Origin of the sequence: Streptomyces spiramyceticus (assembly GCF_028807635.1) — a bacterium.
Classification (GTDB): Bacteria; Actinomycetota; Actinomycetes; order Streptomycetales; family Streptomycetaceae; genus Streptomyces; species Streptomyces spiramyceticus.
In genome coordinates this window covers 655,318-679,507 of record NZ_JARBAX010000002.1, presented here as the reverse complement: position 1 = coordinate 679,507, position 24,190 = coordinate 655,318, and the positions used below count along the sequence as shown (strand labels likewise).

The following is a 24,190-nucleotide window of genomic DNA, read 5'->3' as shown; positions in this document are numbered from 1 at the left end:
AAGGGCGGCGCGCGCTCCTGATCGGTGCCGAGGTCCACGGCGAGCCCGGCCCCTTCGGCTCCTGGACTGACAAGCACGACCAGGAGCCCGACGACGCACCGGCCGCCTAGCCCGACGAAGCGCCGCGCTGCTGACTCACCGGCCCAAGATCATCCCCATGGCGGCTTTTGGGCTCACCTTGGCTGGACCCCTTAACGGCACCCCAACGCTACGCCGTCCCGGCGTCGATGCAGTCGCCGCACACGTCGCCTCACGCGACTCAGCGGCCCGCCGCCGGAGGTGAACCTCCAGAACCTACCGGCGGGTTCCTTGCTTCTCTGGCGTCCGAGCTGGGGCTTCAGGGCCGACTAGACGGAAGGGACATTGGCCGGTCAGGTCGCACGGTCTCGCCGTGCGTGGAACGTGCGCCCCTTCCACTTCTTCCAGGGCTGCCACCACTTCGGGTTGTAATCGAGGTCGTGGCGAGCCGCCTCCAGGAATGCCGTTTGTGCCTGTACGAACGTCTGGTTCGCCCGCTCAAACTCATCCTTGCCGAGCCCTACGTGAGGCACAGAGCGCCCCAGTTCTTCGGCTACCTCGATGACGTAGTCGGGCGCACACAGCCGCACTCCGTACAGGGCACAGAGCAGTTCGTTTCCTGACTCGGTACAGGCGTGGGAGCAGGTCGCCCAATAGGGGCTCGGCCGCCTCACCGCCTTCATGGTGCATGCCGTTGAACCAACTGGCGTTAAGTCCCACATGCACGACGGCGTCAAGGTAGCGGCGGTACGCCTGAGAGCGGTCTTCAGGACTGCCGACCCGGACGACGCCAACAGGCCGATAGCGATTGATGGCTGAGGCCGCGATGTTGCCAGCCGATCGGACCGCAGCGGGGCCGAGAATCGTGGGATCCATGTGGACGTTCTACACCGGCCCACGGGATGGAGGGCCTCACCACCCGCTGCGGGGCGCCAGGCGTACCGACTCCGCTGCCCGCCGACGTAGCTGACGCGTTCAGACACTGCCACGGCACGTTTCCGGCGTATTCCAGTTTCGGACTCCAACGTAACGCTCGCCCGTACGTCACGTCGCCAGCGTGCTCCGGCTGACCCTGTCAGGGCTTCAAGATCATCGCATTGCCCCCTTTGACGCGTACCTCGGTCGCACCCGCAGTACGCCCGCCATCCCAACCCCCTACGCGCGAAACCCCCGCCGGCACCAGCCGGCGGGGGTTCGTCACCTCTCACAGCCCCTATGAGCGGGGTCCTGACTGTAACTGTCTGACCAGGTGGAAGACCTCTCGTGCCGCATAGCGCTTGAGGCAACGGACGATTTCGCGACGGGTCTTACCCTCTTTGATCCGGCGCTCGTAATAGTCCTGAGTGCGCGGGTCGACCCGCAGACGGGTGAACACGATGCGATGGAGCGCGGCATTTGCCTGACGGTCGCCACCACGGTTGAGGCGACGGTACTGCCGGCGTCCCGAGGAACGCTCAACAGGACTGACCCCGCACAAAGCGGCGAAGGACGCCTCAATGTCCAGGCGTTCCGTGTCCGGACCGATCCCCACCGCGTCGAGCAGCTGCGGGGCATGACATTTAACGAGGCGGGCCAGACGAGCGTCCACATTGCGGATCTGCTCGGAGAGGTGGCCGATCCGGTGAGCCAGCAGACCCAGCGTGATCCGAGTGGCCTGCAGCACCGCCTCCACGCCGACCTCCTCGCGACCGCTGACGTCGGCGAACCGCGCACAGGTACGGAAGAGCTCGGCATTGCCCAGTCCGGCCAGTTCTTCCCGCAAGGCTGGGTCAGCAGTAACGAGGACGGACTTGAGCTGGTTGATGGCCTGGGTGCGGGCTTTGACGGCCGACACCTTCGTGAGTTTGTACATTCTCGCGATCTGCACCGGCCCGTCGCCCGCTTTGGCCCGGGCGCGGGCCCGCCCGCTCAGCACGGCTCGCGCCGCGTTCTGGACATCGAGCGGATCCGATTTGCCGCGCAGACGGCGATCTGCCCCGTCCATCCGATTCACGTCAAACACGTCTATGCCCTGGGCCAGCAGATAGCGCGACAGGGACGCCCCAAAGGAGCCGGTCCCCTCCACCCCGGCCCGCCCCACCACACCCAACTTCCTGGCCCACTTCAGCAGATCGCGGTATCCAGCCGCGGTGGCCGGGAACTCGCCGGTGGCAAGCACGGTCCCCATCACGGAGAGCACCGCAGCCACATGCGCATCCCGGTGCGTATCCACTCCCAAAACCACCTCCCCCGCAGGACGACGACGGGTCTGCGGAGCAGGCGACGTACTGGACATGGTCGAACTGGACATGCCCGTTCCCCTTCCGGTCCGATGGCGCGTCGCGTTGCCGGTACCGGGCCGCGTCGGGCGGTCAGAATCGTGAGGACGCCACAACAATCGGCAGGCCCCTATCGGGACACACCCCGCCAGCCCGGCACCGACAACGCACCATCCCCGGCCAACAGCCGACACTGTGACAACAGGACACTTCGGCCATAACAGAACACTCCGGTCAGGCATGTCATGAGTCAGACCCCAGGCCCGGGACAGCACGCACCCATCCTCCCGCCCCTCACCTCACGTTGGCCCCTGTGCTCAAACTCGATCGTCGGTGGGGACTATTCGATAGCCGACGCCCAGCACCGACAGCAAGTGCGCGAAACGAAGAGATCTCCGGGTAGGTCGAGGTTTCCCTGGCCCGCTCATGGCCGCGTACTGCGGTGGCAGGCCGGGCCCGGTGCCTCCCACGAATTTGGGGATGCTTGGTCTTGGCGCCAGAGCAGGTGCCGTTCTGGAAGTCGAGTGAGGATCGTGCTTATCGGCGAGTTCGCCGGTCGGGGTGCTGTTGAAGGGCAGGATTACCTTGCGCGCCCAGGAGTTGGCGCTGCGGCGGCAGGCGTTCCACGGGGCACGCCGAATGGATCGCTTTCCCCCTCAGCTACCTCCCCAAGGGCGGCATGGACTCGATCTACCCCCAACAAGAAGATCAGCCAGGCGCGGCTATACCCCTACAGGGGACATGACCCACAGCGGACGTTCCAACTTTCTACCTTAGGTGCGCTCCGATCGTGTTCCGGGCAGGCTGCTGCGAGACGACTCACCCTCCTGATCGTCAGATCTGTTGGACATCGTCGATAACTGAAACGAGCGTCCTGTGCCTGATCACCGCGACGAAGCCGGGATGAGCGGCCGCCGCCGGCTGCGGACATCGAAGGCTGTCGGCCACAAGCCCTATACAACAGGGGACATAGGCCACCACAATTCGCCAACCTTCACCAGTGTTGTCTCCGATGACCTGGCTGTTCACGGCACGGCGAAGCCTCCCGGTCCACCGGAATCCACCGCAACAGCCCGCCCGTTGGGCCTGGTCCGACTCGACAGAGACGCAGTACAACGGCGTGTTTCGTCCGGTCGGCCGCTCACTGACGCGCCGTGCTGACGCAACTGGCGAGATCCCGCCGCGCGGGCGCGGTGACTGCCCATGATCCGACCGGAACTGTCAGCGCCCGTTGGTACACACGGATTCAGGGCCGCGGAGTGCGGCCCGTCGTCACGGGGAGGGGAACCCGCCATGTCGAAGCCGCCCGTCGGCTACCACAACGTTCGCGCCGCCCGCCGAACTCGCCGCTGCCGGCCTTACCCTCGCGGCGGCCATGGCTCTGCTGCTGCCCAGGCTACGGATCCTCCTCGGCGCCCTCGCCACGCACTGGCAGTGGCCGGCGCTTGTCCTCCTGGCCGCAGGCGGCGCCTGGGCGGTCCGTACGGGCCTCGCCCAGAGCCGACACCGTCGCGACCGTGCGCGCCGAGCGGATCGATCCTTCCGGGCGGACCAGCTCGACGCCATGGACGACCGCGTCTTCGAGGAGGCGCTGCGCTACCTGATGATCCATGACGGATGACGCGCGAGGCAGGTCGGAGGGGGTGGCGACCAGGCCGCCGACTTGATTGCCGAGCACCGCTGCTCGGTCGTGCAGTGCTCCAGGCCAAGCACACCCGCACCGGGGCCAAGGCTGGCGCTCCCGTCCTGTACGCGGTCAACGGCACCGCCGGTCCCGTGCACGGCGCGCACCATGCGGTGGTCGTGACCAACGACGGTTTCACCCGCAACGCACACGCGTGGGGCGCGCGCCACCACATCCATCTGGTCGACCGCGAACAGCTGCTCCAATGGGCCCAGGACGGTGCCGCCCTGCACGAACTGCTCGCCCTGCCCGCCCGTACGCGCCGTGCTCTTCGCCGCGCCGCCTGACCCGACAGCTTCGTTTCGGCTCTTCAACTCGCCTCGGGGGTAGCCATGTTCGACGAGGACGGCCGTCTTGATCCGTTCCTGAAAACACTGCTCTGCGGCGTCTTCGCCCTCGCTCTCGGCAAGATGCTGTGGACGTGGCTGACTGGCACAGCCGTCGCGTGGATGCTCAACGGACCCTGGGCATGGCTCACCGACCATCCCTGGTGGGCCGCCCTCATCGGCGCCGGCTTGCTGGTGGTACTCGTGGGCACAGCCAGGGTCGTGCTGGTCGTACTCGGCTTCACCGGCGGTTACACGGGACCTTCGCCAGCTGCCCCGCTGAGTACGGAACCGGAGCCGGCTGGCGACGGGGTGACGTTCCGCATGCGGGAGCTGGCGGCCATGAGCCCGACGGAGTTCGAGGAGGCGTGCGCCCAGCTCCTCGTCCGCGACGGGTTCACCGACGTGCGGCGAGTTGGCGGAGCGGGGGACCTGGGCGCCGACGTCCGTGCGCTCGACGGCGACGGCGACCTCGTCATCATCCAGTGCAAACGCTACCGGGCACGGGTCACCTCCGGGCACGTCCAGCAGTTCAACGGCACCGCGCGGCCCCACCACGGCGCCGATGTGGCAATCATGATCGGCTTGGCCGGGTTCACCGAGCCTGCTGCCACGTTCGCACGGCAGCACAACATCACGGTTCTCGGCCGCGACGAGATTAAGAAGTGGGCCCATGGCACCCACCTGTACCGAGCCGCCGACGTCCTCACCTGACATGCCTCAGCCCAGTCGTCGGACACAGTCCATCAAGGATGCCCAAAGCCTTGTGTTCCGTTTCACGAAGGAGGGTCGTGGTCTTGACCCGGGTCCCGGGTCGCCCTGCAGTGAACAGTTGCAGGGAACTGTTCACTGCGTTTTGCTTCTGGCATGGCGCAGTCCCTCCGTCCTCAGGCCCTGCAACGTCAGCGACTGTTCAGAGATATGAGCGTGGAAGAGGTAGCCCAGGCTGTGGGAGTCACTCCGCGTGCTGTACGCCACTGGGAGGCGGGAACACGGGACGTTGGTGACCGGGCTTTCGGTCGGCTGCTGGAGGTGTTGCGATGTGGTACGCAGGATCTGACGGGGCGTGATCCGGGGACCGAGAGCCTGGCCGACTTGCGCCGTGAAGCAGGCATGAGCACCGAAGAGGCTGCTTCGGCTCTACGACGCAAGCAGGGCGCACGGGGCCTGCATATCAGCACTGAGAAGATCCGTGACTTGGAACGTGGCAGACGTGTACGCGGCTGGACGTGGGGGTCCCCGGAGACCCTTGGGCAGGTGGCCCGCATGCTCGCCCAGGTCTATCGGATTCCCGACCGGGTGGTGATGGATGCCTGGCGCCGCAGCCGTCCGGAAGACCCTCTCCCGCTCCTTCCTCCCCGACGTGCCCGTCAGCCGTCTGAGAAGTTGCTGGGTGCCTGGAGTTCCCTCAACGACCGGCAGCGCACCTATCTGACGTGCATCTTCCAGCAGGATCAGGAGGCCGAGGCGCAACAGCGCCACGCCCGTCATGTGGGTGCGGAGCAACGGCCGGCAGAAGAATGGCGGCGCATGACGTTGGCGCTCTCCGCCTCGTCCGATGCAGTCGGCTTTACCCGTATTCAGGAGCGGCTGCGCGAGGCTGGGGTGCACGACCCCGGTGCCGGGTCTTCCGTGGCCGCTTTGGAACGGCGTGGCCTGATCGTTGTGTACCGGGACCGGGTTTACGTCGACGGGCTAGGGGATTTGCCTCGTACCCGGGTGGAGATGACCCGGCCCGGCCGGGCGGTGGCCCGCGCGGCGCTCGGTGTTCCTCGCGAGGCGGGACCGCCCGCGCCACTGCTGTCGTCGTGGCTGTGGAAGATCGTGGTCCGTGTCGCGCGCGCTGGAACACAGGGGGTGGACGGCAGTCTCGCCGGGCGTGGACCGCATTACCTGGCGGTGGGGCAAAGCCCTGACGGACGCACCCCGAGCCGGGGTTTCATTGTGTTGCGGCACCCCGACGGGGTGACTCATGGGCCGTACCGGTGGTTCCTTACAGACTCCGGACAGCACCACATCGACGATCACCTTGACGCCTACCGCAGCCTGTATCCCGGCATCGATGCCGAGGGCGTCAACGGGAGCTCTGGCTAAGCGTTCTCGGGTCCATTGTCAGTGCCCTGCCGTAGGGTCCGGCCCGTGAAGCAAGCTGAGGGCACAACAGACATTCAGCAGACTCACTCGCTGCTGGAAATCGTCAAGGCATTCGCCGTGTGTGAGCACGCGATGGCCAACGAGGAACTGGATGGGCCGAGACGCCTCGACCGTCTCATGGAGGCCCACGGCATCCTGATGGCGGCCTGCGGCCCGGGCCACCTGATCCCGTTCGATGAACTGATGGGCAGGCTCACCGGCGACCGGGCTGGCTCGCTGGAAGGGCTGCTGCCCGACTGGATCGACAGCGACGCCCTCGCGGGCGTGCGCCTCATGGACAGCGAGGGTGTGGCCACCGAGGAGGGGTTCGACTTCCGGCACGAAGCCCAGCGCGTCATGCGGGCCGCACAGAAGGTCGGCAAGTTCGCCGGGCAGGTGACGAAACCGAAGCTGGATGACGAGTACAGCCAGGAAGCCGTCTTCAGCTCGATCAAAGGCCCCTTCTACGAGAGGCACCGCACCACGCTGGTGGAGAACCCGACGGTGCCGAGTGGCAACCTCGCGGAACTCAACCTGCCGTCCCGGGCAAACGACTTCTACAAGCCGATCCCCCAGTACGCGCAGTACAACGGCTGGTGGTGGCCCTGCCCTGCCTGCAAGTGGCCTATGAAGGTGACGGCTTCGCTCACGGGCGGACGCACCCGAGGCAGGGTGCGGTGCCTGTACCCCTGGCACGAGGAGACGGGAGCGTCGTACGAGTTCGTCGTGACTGCTCGGAAGAAGACAGCGCCCGTGCTGAGCCCGACGTTTGCATGCCGGGTTCCGTCCGGAAGGTTCGCGCGCCTGTGGACCGGGGCCGTGCCGCAGGTACCAGAACCAAGGCCAGCCGCAGACTACGCGGCGCTGGCACGGCCCGTGTGGCGCTACACCGTCGTCCCCGGTCTCCCCGAGCTGGCCCTGCACCGAGCCGCTGCGGCGGCCCTGGAGGGAACAGCCTGGGCGTCGCACCTGTGGCCCAACGGGGACCAGTGTGACCTGTGGATCACCCGTGAAGGCAGGGAGAAGCCGCGGTTTCCTGCCGACTTCAAGGACTACACCTGGCCGAATCACCTGGTCAACAAGCTGCACATGGACGGCGGCGATCAGGGCGGCGCGGAGTATCTGGTGGTGCCCGACCATCGCCAGGACCAGGTGGACCAACTTGATGCGGTGTGCCGCATCTACAAGATGAAGGCAGCGATGACCGCGACGGACTACCTGGAGATGGTCATCGGGCAGGTCAAGGAGGACCGGGCATGAGCGGGGAGATGACCGGGCAGGAAGCCGGCCTGGCAGGGGCACTCGCGCTGACAGCGCACTACTTCCCCCGCAAGGACGACGAGGGCCACGTCCTGGCCGGCTTCGAAGAGGCCACGTTCTTCACCCATCGCAAGCCGCAGGCATGGTCGCAATGGGCGAGCTTGCCCGTGGCCGAGCGGAATCTGATCCGCCAAGTGATGATCTTGATGGCTCAGGAATGGACGGACGCGAAGAAGATCAGGGCCGCGGTCCTCGCGCTGCTCGGCACCCTGGCTCCCGATCCTGACCTTGCGGACAGGTCGGGCGGTTCACTCCGGTTGCCGGCCGGGGCTCCGCATCTGGCGGACGCAGTGATCCCTCGTGTGGGAGGGGACTTCCTCGCCTACGCGCAGCGTGTCACCGGCCCGTTCTTCACCTTCGGCAAGCGTCCCAAGGCGCAGGCGTTCGCAGGCCCGGGACTGCTCAAGACGAGGACGGCGTACCTGGGCAAGGAGCATGGCACGACCAGCAGGGAGATCTATATCCAGGAGACTCCCGGCTTCTTTGCAGCACCGGGCCATGAGGTTCTGCCGCAGGTGCACACCCGCCCGCAGCGCGACCGGGTTGCGCCGACGGTGAAGCAGCTCTTGGACGTCACCAAGATCCTCAGCGGGCAGAACAAGAGCGTCGCCTACGTGCACAACGTTCTCAAGCGCTTCTTCAAGAGCATGAAGACCACCGACGGTGCGCTGACGGAACTCGACCTGACTGCCGGAGACCTGCAGGTCCTTAACGCCCCCACCGGGAGCGGGAAGACGGTCCTGGTGCGGGTCCTGGCTTCCTGGGCGGCGATGAACGGCTGGCGAATCGCCCTCGCCGTCACCGATGTCCGCGCCACCTTGGACATGGCCTGGGACATCAACAACGACCTGACCTACCTGCACCGGAACAAGCATCTCGCCGAGCCCGCTCACTGCACTCCGCTGATGTCTCCGTCGAGCATGCACCGCCGCGCCATGGACTACGCCGCCCTTGGCTCCTCCACCCAGATCGACGAGTGGGACCGGCGTGCCAGTACCGACATCGGACTCCTGTCGACCGGCTGCGCGCAGCGGGCGTTGATGGACCCGCCCACCCTCTATCCGTACGGTGAGGAAAACTGCACCTCGCTGACTTCCGAGGCGACCGGGTCCACGCGGCTTACCTGCTCTTTCGCCCCAGTGTGCGGAAAGTTCCAGCAGTTCTATAAGGCCGCCGACGCGGCCGTCATCGTCACCAACCACGCCAACCTGCTGGAAGGCCGGACACGCATTGGCGTCGTCTTGGACGGGCAGGAGTTCCGCGGCAAGGCACGCGGCACCAGGGGCATGAGCGTCCTGGAGATGACGCTGCGAGCCTGTGATGCGCTCGTGATCGATGAGATCGACGCTTTCCAGACGGCCGCCATCAGCAGTTGCACCTCGGAAATCACTCTGGCCTCCCGGAAGCGGACGACCGCGCTGCGGGAGATCGACTCCGATGCCAAGAATCTCCCCGTCGTCCATGAGATGGGCCTCGTCGCGCCGGTCAGTCACGCCCGTCTCATGGCCGAGATGCTGCTGCTTTGGCTCTGCTCCGGAAGCGGGCTGAAGATGAACCCGGGCAACGAGGCGGACAGCCCCGACGGGGCCAGCCGCGACAACACCGGCTGGCGGCTGGCCCGTTCCAGGGACCGCGAAATCCTCCGAATCCTGTTCCCCGACCAGACTGCAGCTGAGGATGTTGCACCCGAGCTGTTCGCCTTCCTCGACGAGATCATGCCCGCTCCCTGGTACGACTCAGAACCGGATGAGAAGATCGAGCTTCCCGAAGGAGCCGACTGGGACGCCGTCGAAACGGCCCTGACCACACTCACTGCGCAGCGGGGCCAGGACCACCTCACCGATACCCGCGACGCAATGCGCACGCTCCTGTGCGATCTTGTGCCCGATGCGCATCAGCAAGCCGCTGTGGTGAACCTGTTGGTCACCCGCACCGTGCTCCGAGAGCTCGACGGTGCGCTGGACGAGGTGCGCATGCAGGCACAGACCCTGCGCTACCTCGACCTGGGATCGGTTCGCAAGATCCTCGAAACCATGCGCAGCAGGACGGTCTCCACTCTCTACCCCCTGGCCATGCTGGGCCGCTCCATCCATGGCTACCAGGTGAAGGGCATGGACAACAAGGAGAAGGAAGCGGAGCTCCTGTCCCGCTCCTTCGGTGGCGATCCCCACACCTTCGTCAGCGAACTCGGCGGACTCACGGCCCTGCTGACCGCCGGTGTGCAGCGCCCGGTCATGGGTCTGTCCGCCACCGCTTACTTGCCCCAAGCCGTACAGGAACACATCCATGCCCCGGTCCGCTGGTGGCTACCCGACACCCGCCCCGAGTCCATCGTCACCGTCGCCACCCCAGTACGGGGCAGCAACGGGGACGCCATGAGGGTCGGAGGGCTCCCTCAGGAGCTGAAACCCAAGGCGCTCCGCAATCTCGGCAAGGGCCTGTACGAGCAGCAGCTCTCCAGGCGCCTGGCCCGCCTGGAGAAGCAGGAACCGGAACGGGCGCGCGTCATCCTCGCCGTCAATTCCTACGAGCAGGCTGCACACCTTGCCGCTGGGGTGGCACAGGCCGACGGGCTGAACCACCGGGTCTGCCTGCTGGTGAAGAAACCGGAGAAACAGCGCTACGAGGAACACCTGCCCGCTCATGTGGACCGGATGGTCCGCGAGGAGCTCAAGGAGTTTCCTGACCGAGGAGAGATCCTCATTGCGCCTCTCGCTGTGATCGGGAGGGGCCTGAACATCGTCGTCGGTACGCGCTCGGCGGTTCGCGACATCTATCTGTGCGTCCGGCCCGTTCTCAGCATCGAAGACACCGACTGGCTGCACGCGAGCGTCAACGCCGCCGGATTCAACACCCTTCCTGCCGGCGGCAGCGACGAGCCCCTGGCCGCCCTGCGCACAGCGAGCGAAGCCTCCTGGAAGCAGCTCACCAAGATCCTTCGTTCCCCGGCCCGGTTCTCCAACATGGACCACGACCTGCGCAAGGAACTCGTGGCAGGAATGCTCGTCCTGCTCATCCAGCTCGCCGGCCGCGCCCGTCGAGGCGAGACCGACATGACCCTCCACATCGTGGACCACTCCATCCACGACAAGAAGTTCAGCTCCGACCTGGCCACGATCATCGAGCAGATCTATCGCGACTGGACTCCCAAGCAGCGCGAAATCATGAATGCGCTCTACGGTCAAGCGCTTCAGGCATTCCTGACCTACGCGGGCCTGGACCAAGAGATGCTCTGAACTACCCACGCCCGCCTTCTCCTTGCCATGGCGGAGGCCGACCCGCATTCCTCTCCCCAGAAGGAGAGACCGAGAGACGAGGTACCCCTGCTCATGGGGCGAAGCAACACGCAGCGGGATCTCACCGCGCACACCACATCGATCCGGTGCACCACGGAACTTCTGGACGGCATGACCGCCCTGGTCTGGGACTTCGGCGACTATCACTCGCCGATCCGCAGGGCCTGGCGGGAGTTGGGGAGCACCGCAGCAAGAAACGGAAAGTGGATCAAGGATGTCCAGGACACTGATCCTTTCCTGGTCCCCTATTCCATCGCTGTCACCGTGCTCCAGCAGATCACCGACGGCTACGTCTACCTGGACAAGAACCTGGCCTTCATGGTGACGCTCAACCCCGTGGAGCCCGACACGCTCCGGAAGGTCTTCACCTACCTGGAGGGCATCGTCCGTAAGGTCCCTCTGGACGAGATCCCCTTCATGGACCAGCCCGCCTTGGCCCGACTGGTAGCCGACGCCGCTCCCCGGCGCCTCAGCCTCGCGGAGAACATCCTCCATCGGGAAGACGGCAAGCCCGCCAGCCCGGACAGCTGGGCCTACGAGGCGGTCAAGTGGCACATCGCCAAGAAGCTGGCCGCAAAGCCCTTCCTCGACCGGGAAGTCGAACCGGTCCTTGAGGCATACGAGGCTGCGAACGGTGAAACGAAACACCGGACCGCCGACTGGCGGCCCTCCGACAACGTCGCGGCAGTGCAGTACCGGCCCATCAGCACCGGTGACCTGATCGCCTGGGACCAACCCATCGGCCCGGTCTACGCCAGCCTCGCCCACCCGGTCGACCTCGACGAAGCGATCAAGGCCCTTCCCGAGAACCCCACCCGCAGCCAAGTCCAGTACGCGATGTCTCGCCTGTCAGTGAAGATGGCCACCTACACAGCCGAGCCGAATCCCGTCCTGAATCTCGACGCACACATCCGGCGCATCAACAACACGGTGATCCATGCAAGCACCGTCCTCGTGGACCAGGGACCAGACAGGCCGCTCATGTCCGTGTCCCTGGACGGGCGCGGCCTGCGGCAGACGAACAAACACGCGCTGGAAATCCTGGCGAAGATGGACGCCGACCGGTCATCGCTCAACGCTATCGAGGAACGCGTCGCCGACGAGCGCAACCGGCTGAATGCCAAGGACGAGAACGGTAAGAGAATCGACATCCTGACGCCGCCACCTGGTGCGATCAGGCCGACCATGCCCAAGACAGACTCCTTCGCTGTCGGAACCGGCGCCGGCATCTACCACCTCTCGCTGCTGCGGAACCAAGTCCAGCGTGCCTTCGGCGACGCGGCCTCCCTGCTCGACCTCAAGTCGAAAGGCAATGTCTTCGGCAAGCGTGCCCACGAACCCGCCACCTCCGCCCAGGAGAAAGAGAAGAAACAGAGGAAGAAGGAGGGCGAGTACGTCGATCTCATCGGCAAGCCCTCACCTGAGGGCATCCGCCGTTCCATCGAGGCGGCCGGATACAGAAAGCTCCGCATCCTGTGCCTGTGGTACCGGGAAGCGACCCTCACCCGGATGATCCACGGCCTTGCTCACCCTTATGGCCTCGAGCCCCACGACATCGACCCTGACCCCAGCGGTGAGAAGTCCTTTCCACTCGCGGACGGCATCGAAGCGGTCTTCTGCAACGCCGAAGCCCTGCTGGAGCACGGCCCCGGGGCTCAGCGCACTGCCAACACCCAAAGGATCATCGGCAAGTTCGCAGAACCCGGTGTTCTCCTCGCTGCATGGTGTGAAACGGAAATCCCGGTTCGGGGTGAGGAACACGAGGGCATGAAGTCCGCCGAGGTGAAGACCGCCCTTGCGGAGAACGATGCCAAGCACCAGGTCGTGCGGGAGCTCGCCAAGGCCGCAGTGCCGTCTCAGTTCCTCGTCGGACGCGAGTACGACTCCTTCACCAAGACGTTCAGCATCATCAAAAAGCCCGCGAAAGTCTTTGAAGACCACCGCGTCTACATGGGTGTCCTGGACCTCTACCGTTCATGTGGCGTCGTGGACGACCGCTTCGAGCGTGCCCTTTACCCCGACGACGATCCCTACCCGCTGCCCCGCATGGCGTTCTGCGGCATCCACATCCGCAAGCAGGCCACGGACCGCAAGTACAAGGGCGCACCCAAGAGGATCATCACGGCCAGTGCGATCATTCCGCCCCCTGACCCCGGCGGCCCCTGGCGCATGATCGGTTGGAGCAACATCCACCCGCAGTGGGAGCACTATGCCCTCGCGCAGAGCAACTTCCACGCCGCCAACTACCCCCTTCACACTGAGAACGGGGACAGCGACTTCCAGCGCTGGGCGCAGGCCGGTGATGACGTCCGCACCGCCCTCAAGGAACTCCACGACGAACTCGACAGCCTGCCCTACGCCTTGATGATCGACGGCCACGCGAGCCGCCGCGTATGGCCTGGCCTACACAACAACAAGCAGGGCCTCGTAAAGGATCCCGACGACCCCCGCCTCTGGCTCCCCGCAAGCGGGCTGCCTCTGTCCTGGAACCCGGTCAGCATCATCCGCATGAACTGCGCGCAGGCGGAGATGCCCCGTCTGGTCGCCGTCACCGAGAAGCAGAAGAACGGCAAAACCGTCCCGCTAAAGACTTCGAGCGACCTGTACTACCCAGAGGACCGACCCGAGGGCCACCCCTGGTTCCTGTTCACCGAACCCCGCAACTACGGCAAGAAGCGCCACGGACAGTGGAAGACCCGCTGGCGCGCCGACACCGGAAAGGCATCGAAGAATGCCGACGAACGCAAGGAGAACGAACTCAACTCGCCGTGGTACAGCATGACCACACGCGAGATCACCCCCATGCACACGCGGGACGGCTACGACCGAGAGACCCTCGCGGTCGCCGCGGCCCGACTCAGCCACCAGGCACTCTCCTGGGCAGACCGAACCCGGTACCCGGCCCCGCTGCACGCCGCGCTCCAGATGGACCTCGGACACCCTCAATACCGACGCTCCGCCCCAAAGGACCCGGAGAGCATCGAAATCCTGAAGGAAGCCAGCGGCACCGACCTGTAGGCCACGGACGTCACAGGGACGCCTCTCGGACGCTCCGATCCCCCGTGGCGGCCTGATTTTCGAGGCCGCCACAGAGGCCGACAGTGCATGGTCGATGCCGGGCTGAACCAACCCGGCATCGACCATCCACTTGCACTTTGGAATCTCATATCACCAGGTCAACGACATGGTTCAGTTCATACGCTGAAGTCAATCGTAGACGGGTAGGCAAGCAGGCGAACTCCCTGCAGACACAGGTGCGTTCGGCTGAGCGCAGGTCTAACCGTCACATGTGTTGAGGATTCAGGCCTGTACGCCAGCCCAAGTCCAGGCCCGTCGAGTCCTTAAGGACCTTGTTCAGCGCGCCAACCTCTGCGTGGTCCTCGAAAAGCGCACGGGGAAGGTGATCAGAGGCGAGGGGGCCTGCGCCGTGCAGGACGTCGTCGTAGGCCGACGCCACGGCAGCGCTGATCAGCAGGTCCGTGGCCTCGTCGAGGTTCACGTGCTCCGCCGGCCACCGGTACTCACCCTGGCTCACCTGGAACACGGGGAACAGCCACCACATGTCCAGGTCGGGGTCGATGAACCTGAGCGCCCGGTCGTTCAGGAAATTGACGCCGTAGTGGGTGAGCGCGCAGACGTCCTGCTCGCGGAGATCGAGCAGGCGTGAGGCGCATATGAAGGAAACGGCCGGGGTTCGTTCAGCCAGGTGCATGGGTACCGTGGCGGCCTCCCGCAGCGTGGAGAATCCGGACAGACGCGATACCACCCGTCCCATCCGGAGCCCGCTGCGTTTGGCCAGCATGTGCTGGAAGTGAACCGTCACCTCATGACTTGGGTACTGGAATTCCAGGTCGCTTTCCCAGTCCGTCATCGCCTTCGCCGCCGCCACGAAGCGGTAGGGAGGGTACAGTTCCCTCCAGTCGACGGACGGGTCGGCAGAGGTCAGGCCCGGGACCACTGGGTTCAGGGCAAAGTCGATGAGGGCCAGGACAACGCTCCCGCCGAGCTTCCTCCCGGCCAGGGCACTCGCCAGACGCCACGGAAGCCCGTACTCGCCGCTCATCTCCTCGAGCAGGAACTCCCGCAGCGTCGGGTCGGCCATCCGCATGAAGGCGCCCTCGAACTGGAAGAGCTCGTCGATCACCGCCGCGCACTCGAACAACGTTCGGGTAGTGAGCGGCCCCTCGGAGGTGTCTATGAGCTTCAGGGGCCCCACAATGCTGACGTGTGCGTCCTCAGGGCGCTCCACCATCTCCACGCCCGCGCTCTGGCGCCACGCATCTTCCAGGGAGTTCTCGAACGCCGCCCGGGTGTCCCAGGACGTGGCATCGAACTCCGTCAGGCTCTCAGGGTCCAGCAGAACGTAGTAGGCATGGTAGAGATTGAGCCAGTCCAGCTCGTTGTATCTCAGCTCCCCGCTTGTGTGCTGGGGGTAGCGCTTGAAGGAAAGGAAGGGCAGTCCATCGCTCCGGCCCTCGTAGAGGAAGCCGGTTTGTTGCCGGCTCATGCGGGAGATCGTGTACGCGGCCAGTTGATCCCTCGTCCGCCGTAACAGACTCAGTAGGACGCCGACGGTGGATCCGTGATAGCGCGCCCAGTGGCTGCTCTCGTGAACGTAGGTCTTGTGCGAGGAGGCGACTGCGGTGATGAGGTCGTTGGTGCGCGTGCGGGTTGGGTCCTGGAAGAGGATCTGACTGCGCAGGTTCAACTCGGCACCGCTGGAGTTCCGCAGGCGTGGAGAATGGACGGTCATTGGAATGCACCTCCCGGGCTTTCCGGATCCTCGTCGGCGCCTTCGGGATGAGGGCCCACATCGTCCACTGGTCCGCGGTCGCGTGCCCGCTCGACCAGGGCCTTGAGAGCGTCGTACAGCGTGTTCGTAGCCAGTCCGGCAGCGACAGAGATGGCGATTTCCGCCCACTGCGCGTGACGCAAGGAATCGCGTCTGTCCTGGCGCAGGGGCGTGAGGGTGAGGGAGCATTTCCCAGCGAGGTGCGGATCCGCCTCAATCTCCCGCGCGAGCACCTTCAAGTTCGCTGTCTCGCCCCGGTATTCAAGGATCAACATGGCGGGAGCCTACATCGGTCCCCAGTCCCTAGGGCGAGCTCAGGGCATCGCCCTCGTCTCTGGAGAGGCGCCGCGCCCTCATAGGGCGCGGCGAAGTGCGCGACCAGCCGCAGACGGCGCGCAGATTGCGCACTGGCCTTCCAGCGGACCGCTGAACAACAGCAGGAGGTCCACGGGGACTTCGAGTGTCAGTGGCCGCCGCTAGCCTCGCCGTAGGAGTTGGATCACGCGGGGAGCGGGAGGGTCGGCAGCTTTGGGTATGTCGTGGCGAGACGTCGTCTTGAGGCAGAGCCTCGTCGAGGCGCGGGGCTACTTGGCGGATGTGGCGAGCGGGCGGTCCACCGGTGAGCTCAAGGCGCTCGTCGAGGAGATGATCACGCCTGGGTATGAGGGCCGCGTCCTGATAGAGCTGCTACAGAACGCGCACGACGCGCATCCGGCGAACCGGCGCAGCGGTCAGATCGAGTTCCTGTTGTGCGAGGACGAGGGCGAGCACGGCGTCCTTCATGTGGCCAACGGCGGACGGCCGTTCAGCGACCGGGACTTCACGGGGGTCTGCACGGTCGGCCTGTCGCCCAAGAGCCCTGACGAAGGCATCGGGCACAAGGGCATCGGTTTCAAGAGCGTCCTCCAGCTCACTGACGCTCCCGAGGTGTACAGCGTGTCCCGGCAGGACGCGCGCACCTTCGACGGTTTCTGCTTCCGCTTCGCCCAACCCGCGGACTTCGACTGGATCGCCGAACAGGTGGCACCGGGCAATCCGGCGGCGGCGCAGCAACTGCGCGACGGGGTCAGCTCCTTGAAGCTGCCAGTGCCAGTGGACGACGTCCCGGAGAGGGTCCGGTCGTTCCGGCGGCGAGGTTTCGTGACCGCCATCCGGCTCCCGCTGCGCTCGGCGCAGGCACGCGAGGAGGTCGAGCGGCAGCTCGCCGAACTCACCTCTTCTCAGGCGCCCTTCGAGCTGTTCCTGCACCGCCTGGCGAAGGTGACCATCACGCGGCGCGGCGGCAAGGACAAGAATCGGACGCGCCCGGAGACGTATGAGAGGAAGGTCCGCACCCTCGTCTCGGCGGACGGACTGCGCGTGCAGGAGGTGGTACTGCGGCGCCGCATGCGGCTCATCGTGGTACAGACCCAGGTGGACGAGGACACAGCTCGGGCGGCGATCGAGCGGGCCGTCGACGCGCGCGTGATGAGTAAGGTCTGGTCTTCGTGGCGGGGCGCGGCGGAGGTCAGCGTGGCCGTTCCGGCGGGCGACCCCTTGGACTCCGGGCGGCTGTACGCGTTCTTGCCAATGGCGGACGAGGCGCCCTGTCCGGTGCCCGGGTTCGTCAACGCGCCGTTCTTCACCACCTTCGAACGCCGGTCGTTCTCCGAGGCCGTGCCGTGGAATGCTCTCCTGCTCGACGCAGCGGCCCACGCGTGCGCGCTGGCGGCGCTGCTGCCCGGAGAGGCTCGCAGGCTGATTCCGTCGGCCGCGCTCGTCGACTTGTTGTGCTGGAGCGCGCCTCAGGTGCACCGGCTGGAGGCCGCGATGCGAGTATTGGGCCAACAGCTCGACAAGGTCGCTTTCCTGCCGGTGCTTCACCCGGCCGGTGACCACACGTCCCTCGCGTGCGGCTTCGTGTGGCAGAAGCCCGAGAAGGCGAGGGTGTTCACTCCGGAGGCGCTGGCTGCGGCGGGCGTCGAGGATCTCGTCGACCCGGAGCTCCATCCGACGCGGCTGCACCGTTTGGAGATGCTCGGCCAACGGCACGGCCTGCGCTTTGGTCCGTACGCCCAGGAGCTCGCGGACTGGGCGGAGCGGCTTGCTACAGCGTTGCACACCGGCCGTACGGAGCTAGATACGTGGGCGGACTTCTACTCCGACCTGCCACTCTGCCTCGCGGACGGCGGCCGTGCACTGCGCGGCAAGCGGATCCTCCTCGGCTCCGGCGGGGAGCTGCTGCCCGCCGGCGGCACGGGCGTGTTCTTGCCGCAGCCGGCGGAGCCGTCAGCCATCAGCGCGGCTGGTTCCACTGGCCCGGCCGCGGACACGGCTGGCGCCACCCCTTCAGGGGTGCCTGAGCGGCTCGCGGAGCACATCCGCTTCGTGCACGGCGGAATTCCCTGGTACGGGAAGCGGGCCACCCGCCGCACGCAAGGGTTGCGCTGGCTGGAACAGCAGGAGTTGGTGCACGCATATGTGCCCCAGGCAGTCCTCGACGTGGTGGCCAAGGCCATGGCGCAGGAGCGGGGCGACGACGGTGCGTTGCGCGTGTATCTGAGATATGCGTGCGTGGTGTGGGCAGCGAGCCTCGCGGAGTCGGGCGGGGCCGGCCTGCGGGTAAAGGGACTGTTGGGGCCCGCGCGGGGCGGTTGGTTCACGCTGGGCACCGCGATGTTCGGCGCGGGCTGGTCGGGGACTCAGCGACACATCGACGATGTTCTGGTGCGTTTCCTCGCCCGGGAATCGCCCGGGTCGGACGAGTTGGCGCAGCTCGCGGGGCGCGTCATCGAGCCACCGGAGGAGATCCTCGGGTCCGGTGACGAGGCCGGTCTGGATCCCGGCACGCTGCAGCGCTTCCTGGAGCGGCAGGGCGTCAGCCACGGGCTGCGTCCCCGGCGGCATCCGGTGAACATGACGTCCGACTCCGTGAAGGGCGGCAGCCTCAACTCCCCCTATAGCTTCTCCGGGTTCCCCAGCCTGCCGCTGACACGGCAGGAGCTGCTCAACTGGCGTTGGACAGCGGTCCACTGGTCGGGCCGGCGGGAGCTCTACAGCACGGTGTCCTACCACCCGCAGCAGTCGCTGTGCACGCTGCCCGGCCAAAGCGACTACGGGGACTTTGACGACGACAGCCGCAAGCTGTACGCGGAGCTGATCCTCCATGGTCTCAGCTCCTGGCCGGACACCGTCCTGGAGACGACCTACACCGGCGGTTCCGACCGGCACGGCACGCGCTGGCCGACGCCGCTGGCGGGGTTCCTCGCTCAAGCGCCCTGGATCCCGCAGCAAGACCCTCGTCCCGAGGCTGGGCAGACCGCTGCGTCCCGCTTCGCGGATGCGAGCAGCGCGTGGTGGTGGTCGGGCGAGGGTGCGCCGCCCGAGTACCTCACCACGGCACCCGCCTCCCTGCTCGCGCGGGCCACGGATCGCGTCCGCGTGCGCCTTGCCCTACTGGGGGTGCGCAGTTGGGACGATCCGGAGACCGCACTCGCCCGGCTCGATCACCTGGCCGAGCTGGTCTTGTCCACACCGAGCCTGCGGCACGGGCGGCTCGGCCATCTGGTCCGCAAGGCCAACGAGAAGGCGTGGGGCGATCTGCTGCCCGCGCACGGGCCGGCGCCCACGGCCTTCGGGGAGGTCACCGACCTTGTGGTCTCGTGTGAGGGCGCACTCGAAGCGGTCGGAGAGCGGACAGAACTGGAGCGGGAACGGAGTGCGGAGCAGGACGAAGCAGTACCGAAGGACGGTCTTGCCGATGAGGACCACCAGCCCGAGACCGTATACGTCCCCGACGATCAGGGTGCCATCGAGCGCAGGCTCCTCGATGCCGTCGCTGTCCCCGTGCTACCGATCGGCGCCGGACTCCTTGCGGATCGCGTCAACTCCTATCTGCGTCGTCGCACTTCCTTCCCCACCTGCCGGACTAGTGCAGCCGTGGTGGAGGTCCTTGCGGACGGGCTGCCCTTGGACGATGCCTCCGGTGATCCACTGACGGAGGTCGCGGGGCCCTGGCTGGCGACGCTGGTGGCAGGGCTCGTGGAGTTCGATGCCGAGCGGGCCTGGCGGCTCACGGATGTCTCGCCCGCTTTGATCACGCGGCGGATCGGCGCCTGCCGGCTCGTGCGGGCCACGCACACGGTTCAGTATGTCGACGGTCACGCCGTGCCCAGCGAGACGGCGGAGCGGTCGCTGTTCCAGGCGACACCAGAACAGGGGCTCGTCGTGACGGTCCACCCCGACGGTGGTCAGGCTCCGGAGTGGGAGATCCTGCAGTACGCGGCCCCCGCGGTGGCAGTCCTCGTAGGGGCTCCGGTTCTTAGCGAGCGTCTTCAACTGACCCTCTTCAAGCTAGCCCAGCGATGCGCCGAGCCGGGAGACGTCGGTGACGTGGACCTCGCGGACGTCCTCCGCGTCCCCGTGGGCAAGCTGGAGGCCGTGCTCTCCGACCGATCCTCTGTTCGCTCCGGCAGCGCTCGCCTCGTCCCGCTCCTGGCCTGCGTGGATGCCGCACACGCCGAGGAACTCCAACGCCGGCAGGAGACATTCCACGATCGCGCTCAGCTCCACGACTGGCTGGCCTCACAGGTGGACCCCAAAACCGCCCGCACGCTGATGCGCCTCATAGATGACGACGACTGGCAGCGCAGGCTCACCACGCTCGGCGTCGAGCTGACCGACGCCAACCGCGCGTGGCGGAGCCTCGGCCTGGCGCCCGTGCACAACAGAGCAGGTCACGCACGCCAGTTCGCGCATTGGCTACAGCAGAACCGGGCCGGTCTCGTCGATCGCGTACGCGATGCGTTCATCCCCGCGTATCGAGCCGGGTCAGCGCTTGAGGTATACGTCAAGCTACGCGAGCTACCAGGTCTTGAGTCGGCACCGGAGTGGCTCGACATCTACTGGAATGTGCCGATCGATGTCTTCTGTGCGCACGCGGAAGCGTGGGCCCGCGCTCACTTGCCCACCCTGTCCCCTGCGCAGAGCAAGCAGCCGGGCAAGGACGGCGCCTCCACACGGCCCGTTGCTGAGCTTCGCGACGCATCCATGGGAGTCCTGCACGAGCAACTTCCGCGGCTGCGCGCTCTCCTGGACACATGGGTACGCCTCCATGGTGACGGCGGACGGGCGCACGGGCTCCCCTCCGTTGAGGAGGTCGCGCGGGCCATGGACGCGCAGGGACTCCTCGACTTCGAGCGGCTGCGCAAGCAGCGGCTGACGCGCTGGTTGAGCGACCACGGCTACTGGCCTGACGGCATGCCCCTCACCTACCCCTCCGCCGACCTGGGCCTGGACCCATCCCAGGCCGCCGGACAAAGCGTGCCGCCGGGCCTCGTCACGGGAGCGCGGCCGCTCGCCGCAGGCCCTCATGTGGTGCTCAGCGGAAAGCGCCTGCCCATCGGCCGGGACGACCTGCGTACGCTGGCCCGCGAGGTGGCAGCCGATGTGACCGAGGACCAACTTGCCGTCTCACCGACGCCGTTGGCCTCGCTGCCGCCGACGATCCCCCGGTCCCGGAGGGAGCGCGGCGAAAGCAGTGAGGGTTACACGGTGGCTCCGGTGGATCCCGCGACGAAACTGGCCATCGGCCTCGCCGGGGAGAAGGTCGTCGGCGCGTGGCTGCACCGCCACTATGGCGTGCCGGAGCAGGAGTCGTGGCGCTCCGGCCTGCGTTCGCACGTCTATCCGGATGGCATCGGGGACGACCGGCTCGGCTATGACTTCCGTATCACCACCCCCGAGCGGACCCTGTACTTCGAGGCCAAGGCGTCCACGGGCGCCGACGGAGAGATTCAGTTGGGCGAGTCCGAGGTCGACCGCGCACGCGCCCTCAAGCCCGACGAGACGTACATCATCGTGTACGTCTCCCATGTGCTGGACGGCGCCCGTCGCCGCATTACGCCATTGCCCAACCCTTTCGGGGCACCCGGGCTCGCGGGGTACCGCCTGGTGGGCAATGCGTTGCGGCTGCGGTTCACCTTGCCCAGCATGTACTAGAGCCCTCCGCTGGAAGACCGATGCGCAATCTGCGGGTCGTCCGTAACTAGTCGCACAGTCCCCCGCGCCCCTATCGGGGCGCGGTACGGCAGCGGACTTCCTCGAGACCGCTGGCCCGCGGGTTTGGTCGGCGGCGGTTCATTCCGTCGCTCGCGATCGGGAACTTGCTGTCGCACCATGCGTGCCGCCTGACACGTGAGGTCATGGACCATGTCCCCCTCACGTCACAGAGCCCCGCCAGGTGGATGCGGCGGGGCTCCACCATCCCAAAGGCTGTCCCCGAACACAGGAACCCCCGTCGCCACCTGACCAGCGGGGGTTCCACAGCCCCTATGAGCGGGGTCCTGGCTGTAGCTGTCCGACCAGGTGGAAGACCTCCCGAGCGGCATAGCGCTTGAGGCAACGGACGATTTCGCAACAGGTCTACCCTCCTCGAGCCGCCCCCGCCCCCGTGATCCCCACAACCCAGCTGCGCACTGCGTAGGAGCTGTGGGGTAATAGCTGCCGTGGATCACAACTCGCTGCGAAAGCTCGTTGAAGGTCAGCTCCTTCGCCTGGAGGGCAACGCCTTCCAGGACTGCATGGATCGCCTCGGCCTGGAGCTATACCCCAGTGACTACCAGCCAGTGCGGGCGGCCGGGCCGAAGGGCGACACTAAGAACGATGGCTACTGCGCGAAGGCCCGGGTGTTCTTCGCAGCACACGCCACACGCGGTGAGCGGATCGACAAGACCAAGGCGAAGATTCGCGGTGATTTGGAGGGATGCCTCCAGGAGCATCGGAACGTGAGGGTGTGGCGCTTCCTCACCAACGACACGCTGCCGGGCGAGGTCGACCAGTTCATCGACAACGAGCTTCGCCCGTTGCACCCCGCTGTCATCATCGAGGTGTGGGGGCTCAAGATGCTCGCCGATGAGATCAGCAAGCTCAAGCGGGAGCAGGTCGACAGGATCATCGATGTCATTTCGGCGGCCGAGCCCAGGCCGAAGCTTCCGGAGAAGCCTCAAGTCGTACAGCTCAGCCACATGCAGACGGGCCGAGATCTCTGGCCGATCCTTTCCATCTCCCTTGCTTGGTTGCCAGCGGTCGAGCCGGATGGTTGCACCGAGGAGGAAGAGGACCTCATAGACGGCGTTGTCCAAACGTTCACGGACTGGCTTGAGATCTCCGGCGACGTGGAGGCAAGGTCCCGCGCAGCAGTACGAGATGCTCAGCGTGGGATCACCGAACTTCTGAACGAGCTGAAGGCCAAGAACCTCGCCGTCTACTCGGGTACGATCGACGACCACCCCATCGGCGACAGCGCCTCGCCGATCTTGGTGAGCATGGCGATATTCAAGATCGTTCGAGTGACCAGTGAGCAGCCCTCGCCTTCGGCTAGCTGAGAAGTGCGGCTTCCCGCAAGCTAGAACTGGACCACCAATCTGGCGCCCGGCCATGTCCCTTAGAAGGGCACGGATTTCGGTGGCGCCATGAGGTCGGTGATCGCGACTACTCGCGACCAACGGCGATGAAGTAGTCATGTCTTGAGAATGCAATTTTGCGCCAGTACTCCCAGCGCTCGACGATGTACGCCCTTCGCTCCGGGCTCATGAGGTCCGGTCGCGATAGCCCTTCTGAGGGATCACGGATGGCCTCGCCCATGTCCGTGATGTGGTAGCCCGTTGAGAAAGTTGGCGGTACGGAGTGCAAGCTCCATGCGTCCACTTGGTACGTGAGGGTGGCGTAGTCCGCTGCTTCTCGCTCCGGAGCCAACTGGTCGTAGGTGTAGTAGTGCTCGCGATCCCGAGGCATGTGGTCGCGCTTCTGCCTCATGTAGTCGGGATTGTCGTGAGGTGACGTCGCTGCACGGAACTCCGAGTCTCGCCCGTAGACGAGGACGAACTGAGGCTCAACCGGGCGGTGCGAGCACCTGGGGGCGTATGTCTTCGCAAAAATGAGCTGGTTCTCTGGAGACGAGAACCAGACCTTCCACTCCGTGAGTTGGTCGATCGCCTGCGTCAACTCGGCGGTCGGTGTCCTCGACCCCTTGTTGAACCACGTCTTCCGAGGGCTCTCAATCTCGATGCAGATCGGCCGGATGGCTCCTGTGTCCCGCCGGACCCACATGAAGTCTGGGACGCGCGTTGGACCAAGACCCTTCAGTGGAGGCTGTCGAATCACGGCGGAGAACGAGGGCCCGTGATGGCCTCCCGGGCCGATGTTGTCCGTTGCGCCAGGGAGGAAGCAGGGGTGCAGCTCCAAGAACTCTTGCATCTCCCGCTCACTGGGAGAGGAATCCAGAAGGCTCCTCCACCGGGGCAGCAATCAAGACCGGTACTCCTCCCACGTGGTCGCCTGGGGACGATCTGGACTCGTATCGGTGTCTGCGTGGCGGAAGGTGT

General features: G+C 66.1%; 15 protein-coding genes and 1 pseudogene. 10 read left to right on the top strand and 6 right to left on the bottom strand.

Annotated features, from left to right (window positions below; translation table 11 throughout):
- Positions 1-371: 371 nt before the first annotated feature.
- From PXH83_RS26565 to PXH83_RS26555, 3 genes are all read right to left on the bottom strand, one after another.
- Positions 372-692 carry a hypothetical protein gene (locus tag PXH83_RS26565; protein ID WP_274563716.1) on the bottom strand — a complete coding sequence of 107 codons (321 nt, stop codon included), beginning with the start codon at positions 690-692 and terminating at the stop codon, positions 372-374.
- A gap of 539 nt (positions 693-1,231) precedes the next feature.
- A complete protein-coding gene (locus PXH83_RS26560) occupies positions 1,232-2,293 on the bottom strand; it encodes an IS110 family transposase (protein ID WP_476691304.1) in 1,062 nt (353 codons plus the stop codon).
- Positions 2,294-3,110: 817 nt separating this feature from the next.
- Positions 3,111-3,305, bottom strand: a complete 195-nt coding sequence (locus tag PXH83_RS26555; protein WP_274563714.1) for a hypothetical protein — start codon at positions 3,303-3,305, stop codon at positions 3,111-3,113.
- A 346-nt stretch (positions 3,306-3,651) separates the two neighbouring features.
- Here PXH83_RS26555 and PXH83_RS26550 point away from each other — a divergent pair, with 346 nt between their 5' ends.
- The 8 genes and pseudogenes from PXH83_RS26550 to PXH83_RS26515 all read left to right on the top strand — a co-directional run bounded on the left by PXH83_RS26550 (position 3,652) and on the right by PXH83_RS26515 (position 14,053).
- Complete coding sequence (locus tag PXH83_RS26550; RefSeq protein WP_274563713.1) at positions 3,652-3,897, top strand: hypothetical protein; 246 nt, start codon at positions 3,652-3,654, stop codon at positions 3,895-3,897.
- A gap of 74 nt (positions 3,898-3,971) precedes the next feature.
- On the top strand, positions 3,972-4,247 hold the full coding sequence (locus PXH83_RS26545) for a restriction endonuclease (protein ID WP_274563712.1): 276 nt from the start codon (positions 3,972-3,974) through the stop codon (positions 4,245-4,247).
- A gap of 45 nt (positions 4,248-4,292) precedes the next feature.
- Positions 4,293-5,000 carry a restriction endonuclease gene (locus PXH83_RS26540; protein ID WP_274563711.1) on the top strand — a complete coding sequence of 236 codons (708 nt, stop codon included), beginning with the start codon at positions 4,293-4,295 and terminating at the stop codon, positions 4,998-5,000.
- 153 nt (positions 5,001-5,153) lie between these two features.
- Positions 5,154-5,282 (top strand): annotated as a pseudogene (locus PXH83_RS32365) (helix-turn-helix domain-containing protein); the annotation flags it as partial.
- A 270-nt stretch (positions 5,283-5,552) separates the two neighbouring features.
- Positions 5,553-6,380 (top strand): hypothetical protein, encoded by an 828-nt coding sequence (locus PXH83_RS26530; protein ID WP_274565233.1) that lies wholly within the window; start codon positions 5,553-5,555, stop codon positions 6,378-6,380.
- Between the two features lie 45 nt (positions 6,381-6,425).
- Positions 6,426-7,679 (top strand): restriction endonuclease-related protein, encoded by a 1,254-nt coding sequence (locus tag PXH83_RS26525; protein ID WP_274563710.1) that lies wholly within the window; start codon positions 6,426-6,428, stop codon positions 7,677-7,679.
- Positions 7,676-10,975 carry a hypothetical protein gene (locus PXH83_RS26520; protein ID WP_274563709.1) on the top strand — a complete coding sequence of 1,100 codons (3,300 nt, stop codon included), beginning with the start codon at positions 7,676-7,678 and terminating at the stop codon, positions 10,973-10,975. Before PXH83_RS26525 ends, PXH83_RS26520 begins: the two co-directional genes overlap by 4 nt.
- 93 nt (positions 10,976-11,068) lie before the next feature.
- Positions 11,069-14,053: an RNaseH domain-containing protein gene (locus PXH83_RS26515; RefSeq protein ID WP_274563707.1), complete on the top strand. Its 2,985-nt coding sequence runs from the start codon at positions 11,069-11,071 to the stop codon at positions 14,051-14,053.
- Between the two features lie 265 nt (positions 14,054-14,318).
- Here PXH83_RS26515 and PXH83_RS26510 read toward each other — a convergent pair whose 3' ends face one another.
- Complete coding sequence (locus PXH83_RS26510; protein WP_274563705.1) at positions 14,319-15,788, bottom strand: hypothetical protein; 1,470 nt, start codon at positions 15,786-15,788, stop codon at positions 14,319-14,321.
- On the bottom strand, positions 15,785-16,102 hold the full coding sequence (locus tag PXH83_RS26505; RefSeq protein WP_274563703.1) for a hypothetical protein: 318 nt from the start codon (positions 16,100-16,102) through the stop codon (positions 15,785-15,787). The genes PXH83_RS26510 and PXH83_RS26505 overlap by 4 nt, the downstream gene beginning before the upstream one ends.
- A gap of 259 nt (positions 16,103-16,361) precedes the next feature.
- Between PXH83_RS26505 and PXH83_RS26500 the strand changes: the two genes are divergently transcribed.
- Together PXH83_RS26500 and PXH83_RS26495 are read left to right on the top strand one after the other, a co-directional pair.
- Positions 16,362-21,806, top strand: coding sequence for a sacsin N-terminal ATP-binding-like domain-containing protein (locus tag PXH83_RS26500; protein WP_274563702.1), 5,445 nt, complete (start codon positions 16,362-16,364; stop codon positions 21,804-21,806).
- A gap of 506 nt (positions 21,807-22,312) precedes the next feature.
- A complete protein-coding gene (locus PXH83_RS26495) occupies positions 22,313-23,191 on the top strand; it encodes a hypothetical protein (protein ID WP_274563700.1) in 879 nt (292 codons plus the stop codon).
- 106 nt (positions 23,192-23,297) lie between these two features.
- Here the strand turns inward: PXH83_RS26495 and PXH83_RS26490 are convergent, their stop codons facing one another.
- Positions 23,298-24,062, bottom strand: a complete 765-nt coding sequence (locus PXH83_RS26490) for a Shedu anti-phage system protein SduA domain-containing protein (RefSeq protein ID WP_274563699.1) — start codon at positions 24,060-24,062, stop codon at positions 23,298-23,300.
- Positions 24,063-24,190: the final 128 nt, after the last annotated feature.

What these genes read in the sequence shown, in the direction of transcription:
- PXH83_RS26490 (WP_274563699.1), bottom strand. Translation starts at nt 24,062, where the DNA reads ATGCAAGAGTTCTTGGAGCTGCACCCCTGCTTCCTCCCTGGCGCAACG.
- PXH83_RS26510 (WP_274563705.1), bottom strand. Translation starts at nt 15,788, where the DNA reads ATGACCGTCCATTCTCCACGCCTGCGGAACTCCAGCGGTGCCGAGTTG.
- PXH83_RS26530 (WP_274565233.1), top strand. Translation starts at nt 5,553, where the DNA reads ATGCTCGCCCAGGTCTATCGGATTCCCGACCGGGTGGTGATGGATGCC.
- PXH83_RS26500 (WP_274563702.1), top strand. Translation starts at nt 16,362, where the DNA reads ATGTCGTGGCGAGACGTCGTCTTGAGGCAGAGCCTCGTCGAGGCGCGG.
- PXH83_RS26540 (WP_274563711.1), top strand. Translation starts at nt 4,293, where the DNA reads ATGTTCGACGAGGACGGCCGTCTTGATCCGTTCCTGAAAACACTGCTC.
- PXH83_RS26515 (WP_274563707.1), top strand. Translation starts at nt 11,069, where the DNA reads ATGGGGCGAAGCAACACGCAGCGGGATCTCACCGCGCACACCACATCG.
- PXH83_RS26520 (WP_274563709.1), top strand. Translation starts at nt 7,676, where the DNA reads ATGAGCGGGGAGATGACCGGGCAGGAAGCCGGCCTGGCAGGGGCACTC.
- PXH83_RS26505 (WP_274563703.1), bottom strand. Translation starts at nt 16,102, where the DNA reads ATGTTGATCCTTGAATACCGGGGCGAGACAGCGAACTTGAAGGTGCTC.
- PXH83_RS26550 (WP_274563713.1), top strand. Translation starts at nt 3,652, where the DNA reads ATGGCTCTGCTGCTGCCCAGGCTACGGATCCTCCTCGGCGCCCTCGCC.
- PXH83_RS26560 (WP_476691304.1), bottom strand. Translation starts at nt 2,293, where the DNA reads ATGTCCAGTACGTCGCCTGCTCCGCAGACCCGTCGTCGTCCTGCGGGG.